The 7135-nt window shown below is 64.9% G+C and carries 9 protein-coding genes; 5 read left to right on the forward strand and 4 right to left on the reverse strand.

The window, feature by feature from the left end:
* Nucleotides 1-10 precede the first annotated feature (10 nt).
* Complete coding sequence (locus AC5IJH_RS09210) at nt 11-979, forward strand: CPBP family intramembrane glutamic endopeptidase (protein ID WP_491902518.1); 969 nt, start codon at nt 11-13, stop codon at nt 977-979.
* On the opposite strand, the gene AC5IJH_RS09215 is transcribed toward AC5IJH_RS09210, so the two are convergent.
* Entirely contained in the window at nt 976-1350 is a 375-nt protein-coding gene (locus AC5IJH_RS09215) for a hypothetical protein (protein ID WP_491902519.1), read from the reverse strand. The two genes, AC5IJH_RS09210 and AC5IJH_RS09215, sit on opposite strands and share 4 nt — an antisense overlap.
* A 170-nt stretch (nt 1351-1520) precedes the next feature.
* Here AC5IJH_RS09215 and AC5IJH_RS09220 point away from each other — a divergent pair, with 170 nt between their 5' ends.
* Nucleotides 1521-2573: an NAD(P)/FAD-dependent oxidoreductase gene (locus AC5IJH_RS09220; protein WP_491902520.1), complete on the forward strand. Its 1053-nt coding sequence runs from the start codon at nt 1521-1523 to the stop codon at nt 2571-2573.
* Between the two features lie 18 nt (nt 2574-2591).
* On the opposite strand, the gene AC5IJH_RS09225 is transcribed toward AC5IJH_RS09220, so the two are convergent.
* Nucleotides 2592-3380 (reverse strand): polysaccharide deacetylase family protein, encoded by a 789-nt coding sequence (locus AC5IJH_RS09225; RefSeq protein WP_491902521.1) that lies wholly within the window; start codon nt 3378-3380, stop codon nt 2592-2594.
* 107 nt (nt 3381-3487) lie between these two features.
* Between AC5IJH_RS09225 and panB the strand changes: the two genes are divergently transcribed.
* Both panB and panC read left to right on the forward strand, forming a co-directional pair.
* Complete coding sequence (gene panB, locus AC5IJH_RS09230; protein ID WP_491902522.1) at nt 3488-4372, forward strand: 3-methyl-2-oxobutanoate hydroxymethyltransferase; 885 nt, start codon at nt 3488-3490, stop codon at nt 4370-4372.
* Nucleotides 4373-4378: 6 nt separating this feature from the next.
* Nucleotides 4379-5218 carry a pantoate--beta-alanine ligase gene (gene panC, locus AC5IJH_RS09235; RefSeq protein WP_491902523.1) on the forward strand — a complete coding sequence of 280 codons (840 nt, stop codon included), beginning with the start codon at nt 4379-4381 and terminating at the stop codon, nt 5216-5218.
* Here the strand turns inward: panC and AC5IJH_RS09240 are convergent, their stop codons facing one another.
* Nucleotides 5219-5872 carry a DNA-3-methyladenine glycosylase gene (locus tag AC5IJH_RS09240; protein ID WP_491902524.1) on the reverse strand — a complete coding sequence of 218 codons (654 nt, stop codon included), beginning with the start codon at nt 5870-5872 and terminating at the stop codon, nt 5219-5221.
* A 105-nt stretch (nt 5873-5977) separates the two neighbouring features.
* On the opposite strand from AC5IJH_RS09240, the gene AC5IJH_RS09245 reads away from it, so the two are divergent.
* Nucleotides 5978-6565, forward strand: a complete 588-nt coding sequence (locus AC5IJH_RS09245) for a hypothetical protein (RefSeq protein WP_491902525.1) — start codon at nt 5978-5980, stop codon at nt 6563-6565.
* 12 nt (nt 6566-6577) lie between these two features.
* Here AC5IJH_RS09245 and bcp read toward each other — a convergent pair whose 3' ends face one another.
* A complete protein-coding gene (gene bcp / locus AC5IJH_RS09250; RefSeq protein WP_491902528.1) occupies nt 6578-7051 on the reverse strand; it encodes a thioredoxin-dependent thiol peroxidase in 474 nt (157 codons plus the stop codon).
* Nucleotides 7052-7135 lie beyond the last annotated feature (84 nt).

The raw sequence follows: 7135 nt of genomic DNA on the forward strand, positions 1-7135 counted from the left end.
GCCATCGTTTATGAGCGATTTGGATCCGTCGTCCCTTGAAGCAGAGCAAGACCCGTCTACTCCTGCAGCGCATCATCTATCGCGCTGGAATCGCTTCTTCTACGGCAGTGACGGACTGCGTGCTGGGTGGCGTGCGCTGCTGTTCGTATGCATCGTGGCAGCAGTCGCGACTCTGCTGGGAACGGTCGCTCATCTGTTCGTCGATATGAGAGCGCCGGACAGTCAGCATCCGATGCGCCCCGCGACTGCACTCTTGTCTGAGATCGTCAGCCTGGTCGCCGTGGCTGCGGGAACTCTGGGGATGTCGCGCTTCGAGGGCCGGCGCATCGGGTCCTACGGTTACGAAGGGCGGGCCCGCGTCCCACGCTTCTTCTGGGGCTGCCTTTGGGGCTTCGTTGCAGTCTCTGTGCTGGTCGGGGCTCTCTGGCGCGCGCACTGGCTGGCCTTCAGCCATTTGCTGCTGCATGGGCCGGCTGTCTGGGGCTACGGACTTGTGTGGCTTTGTGTGTTCCTGATCGTCGCCTTATTCGAGGAGTCGCTGTTGCGTGGCTACCTGCAAGCGACCCTCACTAAGGGGATGGGGTTCTGGCCCGCGGCGTTGACGCTTTCGTTGCTCTTCGGCGCGATGCATGGAACAAACAAGGGTGAGTCGCCGGTCGGGCTTTTCTCGGCGGGCGCAGTGGGGCTCGTCTTCTGTCTCAGTCTCTGGTACACACGCTCGCTGTGGTGGGCCATCGGATTCCACGCGACGTGGGACTGGGGGCAAAGCTTTCTCTACGGAACTGCCGATAGCGGCGCCGTGTCGCAAGGTCGCCTGCTGGCCAGCCAGTCAACAGGCCCGCTGCTGTGGGGCGGCGGGCCCACCGGTCCGGAGGGCAGCCTGCTGATCGTACCGCTGCTTCTCCTGATAGCTGTTGCGATGTGGCTGTGGTGGGGCCGCCGCGGTCTTGCGCCGGCCCGCACACCCTATCAACCCTAGCGCGAACGCGACGACGTACGTTTGGCCGCGGTACGACTGCTGCTCTTCGTAGCGCGCTTGGTGCTGGTCTTGCCGCGGCTGCTGGTCGACTTTGCACGAGCAGTCGAGCGATGCGCACTCGCTGACTTGCTCACGGAGCGACGCTCGGCCGCATCGGGCGACTTCGACTTTGCCTGTGTCGCGCGCTTGCCACCCTTCGAGATCTGTTTCTTACGCGCGGTCTCGCGGTCGACTTCCTTGCCACCATTCCGGCTCGCCGGCTTCTTGCGGCAACTACCTTCCTGGTGCTCGCTCTTGCCAGGTACCGGCTCGTAGCCGGGCCAGCATCGTGAGCTCTTCGTGTAGGACTTGCTCTTTGCCTTGGTTGCCATACGGAGTGAGAGCCGTTGAGGGAAGAGTGCTGTTGCCCCAGGCGGAGCGAAACTGGCGCTGTGCTTGATTACGTGAAACTACGCGCATGTGCAGACACCTTCGTTCCTCCAGCAGCGTCTATAGCGTCACTGAGAGCGTCACGGGTGGAAGGTAGGCTGAAGCGGTGGCAATGGACGAGACAGATGTCGCGATCGTTGGAGGGGGGCCGGTCGGTCTCGCTGCAGCGATTGCGTGCGCGATGCGCGGGCTGCGCGTCTTTGTCGCGGATGCAGCGCAGCCGCCGCTCGACAAGGCATGCGGGGAAGGACTGCTGCCACATGCCTTGCGCGCACTCGAAACGTTAGGCGTGTCGCTCAGCGAACAGCAGGGCGCGGCTTTCGACGGCATTCGATTCATCAGCGATGGCATAACTGCGGAGGCGAGCTTCCGCGCGGGACATGCGCTTGGCGTGCGTCGTACGGTGCTGCATGAGGCGATGTGCCGACGCGCACAGTCGCTCGGCATTGAGCTTGCGTGGGGAGAGCGTGTGATCGGTCTTACAGCGCAAGCCACTGGCGGACTGATGCTCGATCGCCGGTGCATCCGGGCGCGGTGGGTGATCGGTGCGGATGGCCTGAAGTCGCGCGTGCGCACATGGGCCAGCCTCGACAAGGGGCACATCCGCACGCGCCGCATCGGACAGCGCCGCCACTTCGCGGTGCGTCCCTGGAGCCGTTTTGTTGAGGTGTACTGGTCGCAGCAGGGGCAAGCGTACGTCACGCCCGTTGGAACGAACGAGGTGGGCGTCGCAGTGCTTGCGCGTGAGAAGGCTGCGTCACTCGGCGCGTTTCTGGAGAGCGTTCCGCAGCTGCGGGACCGACTGGCGGGCGCAGAGCCGACGACCGCTCTGCGTGGAGCGCTCAGTGTGGAGCGCAGGCTGTCGCGCTGCACGCGAGGAAGTGTCGCATTGGTGGGAGATGCGTCAGGATCGGTGGATTCCATCACTGGCGAAGGACTCGGAGTCGGGTTCCGCCAGGCACTCTCATTGGCGGAGGCGATCGCTGCCGGCGACCTGCGTTCCTACGAGGCCGCCACACGCTCCATCATGCGCGTGCCATCTCTCATGTCGCAGGCACTGTTGCTGATGGATCGCTCAGCACTGGTGCGGCGTCAGAGCGTCCGTCTTCTGGGGCACTCGCCCCGACTGTTCGCGACCCTGCTCCATGTCCATACCGGCGAGTAGCGGGGCAGACCGGGGAGGCTATTCCGCGCTGCGCTTCTCAGTCAGCCAGTGATCCACCGTAACGAAGCGCACCCCGCTGTGTGGCGCGACACCCAGCAGGTTCGCTGTGGCGGTCACGGTGCGCCGACGGTCGCACCCCATCTCCAGGTGGCCGCCATCGTGCATCAGGATGTTGCTGCCGCTATGCCGCCGCTGGTTGCGCACGATCCCGCCCTCAATCGTGCTTTCGAGGGCCGCGGCGGAGCGGGCCTTCCAGTCGCGCGAGTTCACGTTCCATAACACCGGGACCAGCGAGAGTTCTTCGAGGACGCGGAACAGCCCCGGATGGCGCCCCCCGTACGGGGGGCGGAAGAGGCGAACGCGCTCACCGATCACGTCCTCGATGCGCGCAGTTGCGTCGGCCACTTCGCTGCGGATGCGCGCCGTGCTCAGGTAGTGCAGCTTGGGATGCGTCATAGTGTGCGAGCCGATGACGTGGCCTGCCTGATGGACCTGGCGCAACAGGTGCGGCTTCTCCTCGGCATATCGGCCGATCGCGAAGAAGGTCGCCCGCACGTGCTGCCGCGCAAGGACGTCCAGCACCTGGCCGGTGTAGGGGTCGTTTGGCCCGTCGTCATAGGTGAGCGCCACTTCTGCAGGATCGTCGCCGGCGATCAGCGCCTCACCAAACACCTGCGACCCCGGCCAGAGTGCGGCGTAATGGTAGCCACCTACAGCGAGCCCACCGGCGAGCGCAGCCGCGGCTGTGAGCGAGCCCCACAGTGGCAGCAGCGCCTCGCCAGAGTCACGATGAAGGAGCGGGTGCACAGCGGGAAGTGTAGCAAGCGCACTCCGCCTGGGTGCGATTCGCGGGCGTATACTTGGCAGCGGATCAGGCAGCATCCCTCTGCATGGGAGCTGCACTGGAGGCACCCATGAGTCTGACGCCCGTCACCAGCGCTCCTGCCGGAGTTGCCAAGATCACCCCAGACATACTGCTGGAACGCAAGAAGGCGAAGCAGCCGATCACGGCGCTGACCGCCTATGACTATGCGACGGCGCGCATTGCTGATGAGCAGGGCATCGATCTGCTGCTGGTGGGCGATTCGCTCGCGATGGTGGTGATGGGGCTGGAGAGCACGCTGCCCGTGACGGTCGAAGAGATGCTGCACCACACGCGTGCCGTGCGCCGTGCCGTGCGCCGGGCCATGCTGGTGGCAGACATGCCGTTCGGCTCCTACCAGGTCTCGCTTGAGGCAGGCATCGCGAATGCAACGCGATTCGTGAAAGAGGCCGGCGCCGAGGCGGTCAAGATCGAAGGCCCCCGTCCTCAGCTGGTGGAGCGATTGGTGGAGGCAGAGATCCCGGTCGTCGGGCACATCGGTCTGACGCCGCAATCCGTGCATCGCATGGGCGGTTACAAGGTGCAGGGCAAGACAGCCGCGGCCTGCAAGCGGCTGCGTCGCGAGGCAAGCGAACTCGCGGCTGCGGGCGCGTGCGTGATCGTGCTCGAGGGCATGCCGCGCGAGCTTGCCGCAGAGATCACGGCGGAGCTGGAGGTCCCGACCATCGGCATCGGTGCGGGGCTCGACTGTGACGGACAGATCCTCGTCTTCCACGACCTGGTGAACCTGACGTTTGCGCCGCCGGCTCGCTTTGTACGCCGGTATGCCGATGCGGCTGGACTCTTTCGCGAGGCTATCGGGGCCTATCGTGACGACGTCGTCGCGCGACGCTACCCCGCCGAAGACGAGAGCTATCACCTGCCGGCGGGCACGTCGCTTGAGCCGAGCAAACCGACGCTGCGCCGCAAGGCCTGATCCGGGATGCAGATCGAATCCACCGTAGCCGGGATGCGTGCTGTTTCCCGCAGCCTGCACCGTGAGGGACGCACGCTTGGCTTTGTGCCGACCATGGGCGCTCTGCACGCGGGACATCTCGCGCTGGTGCGCGCCGCGCGTGCGGAGTGCGGTGCTGTCGCGGTTTCCATCTTCGTGAACCCCACCCAGTTCGGACCCAACGAAGACTTTGCCAAGTACCCGCGCACGTTTGAGCAGGACTGCACGCTGCTCTCTGCGGAAGGAACGGACTTCGTGTTCGCACCGTCGCCGGAGGAAATGTACCCGAGCGGTGCGAGCACGTTCGTCGAGGTCGCAGAGGTCAGCGATCGCCTGGATGGCGCCTCGCGGCCCGGTCACTTTCGCGGGGTCGCAACTGTCGTCGCCAAGCTATTCCACATCGTTGCGCCCGATCGTGCGTACTTCGGACAGAAGGATGCCGCGCAGGTCGCGGTGCTGCGGCGCATGGTGCGCGATCTGAACTTCAGTCTAGAGCTCATCGTCTGCCCGACAGTGCGCGAGCTCGATGGACTGGCGATGTCGTCGCGGAATCGCTATCTCAGCCCGGCGGAGCGGCAGCAGGCGCTGATGCTCTCTCGCGCCTTGTCGGCAATAGCGGAGGCGTTCCGCGCCGGTGAATCGTCTGCATTGCCACTGCTTGAGATCGGACGCGCCACACTCGCCGATGAACCGGCGGTTCGCGTCGACTATCTCGCGATTGTGGATCCGGACACGTTGCTTCCGCTCGCGTTGGCAGCGCCGGGCGCGCTGGTTGCGGTGGCTGCCTATGTGGGCAGCACGCGCCTCATTGATAACCTGCTGCTCTGATCAGGTCCGCGCGATCCGCATGGCGCGCGTACCCGACACGCAGGCATTTCCCTCGACGAAGTAGCGCAGCGGGCGCTCTGCTGCCTTCGTGATGCCGATACGCGGGGTGGCCACAATGTGTGCCGAGCGTTCGCCATCGTCGCGCAGTTGCAGATCGCGGGACGCCTCGAGCAGATCGGCGCCATTGTGACTGGCGCGCGTCAGGCCAAGCGCGGCGCAGAGGCGCCCGGGTCCCGACGTGAGCAGTCGCGGCGCAGCATCGGCGCTCAGCCCGCGCAGCGTGGCCATCCTGGCGAGCCCCGCGATCGGTTCCAGCGCCCGCACGAGCACGCAGCCGGCCTGACCTTCGCGCTCGCAGGATATGTTCAGGCAGCTATGCATGCCATAGATGAAGTAGACATACGCATGCCCTGCGGGGCCGAACAGGACTGCGGTGCGCGCCGTGCGCCCGGCAGCGGAGTGCGCCGCGGGGTCGTCCTCTCCGAAGTAGGCTTCGGTCTCGACGATGCGGCCGACCAGCAGGTCCTTGTCGAGTCGCCGGACCAGCAGCATCCCGAGCACCGCTTGCGCCACGATGTCCGGCGGCCGCTCGAAAAAAGCACGCTCCATCAGAACTCCGGGGAGGCCGACGTCGCTGGTTCGGGAGGTCACCATCTGCTCGATGATAAGGGGGCGAAATGCGTGCGTGCGCTTGCGGAGGGCACCCCCGGCGCGCTCCAATCGTCCAATACGGGTACACACCCTCTCGAGGAGCTCTCGATGCGCAGTGTTGTTCTTGCCGGATGTGTGTTGCTGTCGGTCGCGGGTGCGTCCGCTCAAACGCTCCAGACGCGCTCCTCGGCGGAGACGAATGGGGCGCCCAACCCTGCGCTGAGCCTGCCCGCCGGCACCAAACTGCTGGTGCGCATGGATAAGGGGCTGGACTCGTCGAGCGCCATACTGGGCCAGAGCTGGACCGGCACGCTGGTGAACGATGTGGTGGTCGGCAATCGTGTTGCGCTCAAGAGCGGAACACCAGTGGACGGGCTGGTGGTAAAGGTGAAACGCGGCGGTCACCTGCGCGATTCCGGCGAGCTGTCGATTCGGCTGATCCGCGTCAACGACGGCACGGTTGCGAGCGACATCCTGACGCGCGACAAAGAGGGTCACTGGAAGAGCGGCGTCACCAAGATTGGCGGAGGCACTGCGATCGGCGCGCTGATCGGTGGCCTGACTGGCGGCCCTACTGGTGCGGTGGTGGGCGGAGCAGTGGGCGCGACCGGCGGTACCATCGCTGCTACCACCGGGGGCAGTAAGAAACAGGCGGAGATACCCGCAGAAGACGTGCTGACCTTCACCGTGCAGTAGAGCCGCGAACTCCTAATTGGCAGTCTTCGCCGACTGTTTCACGTGCGCAAGCACTTCTTCGGCATGGCCCTCAGGCTTCACCTTCTCGAAGACGTGCAGCAGCGTCTGGTCCGGTCCGATCAGGAAGGTTGTGCGCTCGATACCGCGCACCTTCTTGCCATACATGTTCTTTTCCTTCATCACGCCAAACTGATTGGAGACTTGTTCGTCTACATCAGCAAGGAGTGTGTAGGGCAGGTCGTACTTGTCTTTGAATTTCTTCTGCGCCTTGACCGTGTCGCGTGAGATGCCCAGGACCACGACGCCTGCCTTCTCGAGCTTCTGAAAGGCGTCGCGAAAGCCGCAGGCCTCGATCGTGCAGCCGGGTGTGTCGGCTCGTGGATAGAAGAACAGCACAACTGGCTTCCCGCTGAAATCGCTCAGGTGCACCGTCTCTGCGTTCTCGTTCTGCAAAGTGAAATTCTCGACTGTCTCGCCCACCTGCATGCTCGGCATCTCCTCTTGTTGCTGGCGCTTGGCGCGCTCTGTGTCCGGTAGCCGACCAATCGCGGTCTACCCCGGAGTCGCTAC

The sequence above is a fragment of the Candidatus Dedyshia acidiphila genome, from assembly GCF_051025295.1.
Classification (GTDB): Bacteria; Acidobacteriota; Terriglobia; order Terriglobales; family Acidobacteriaceae; genus KBS-83.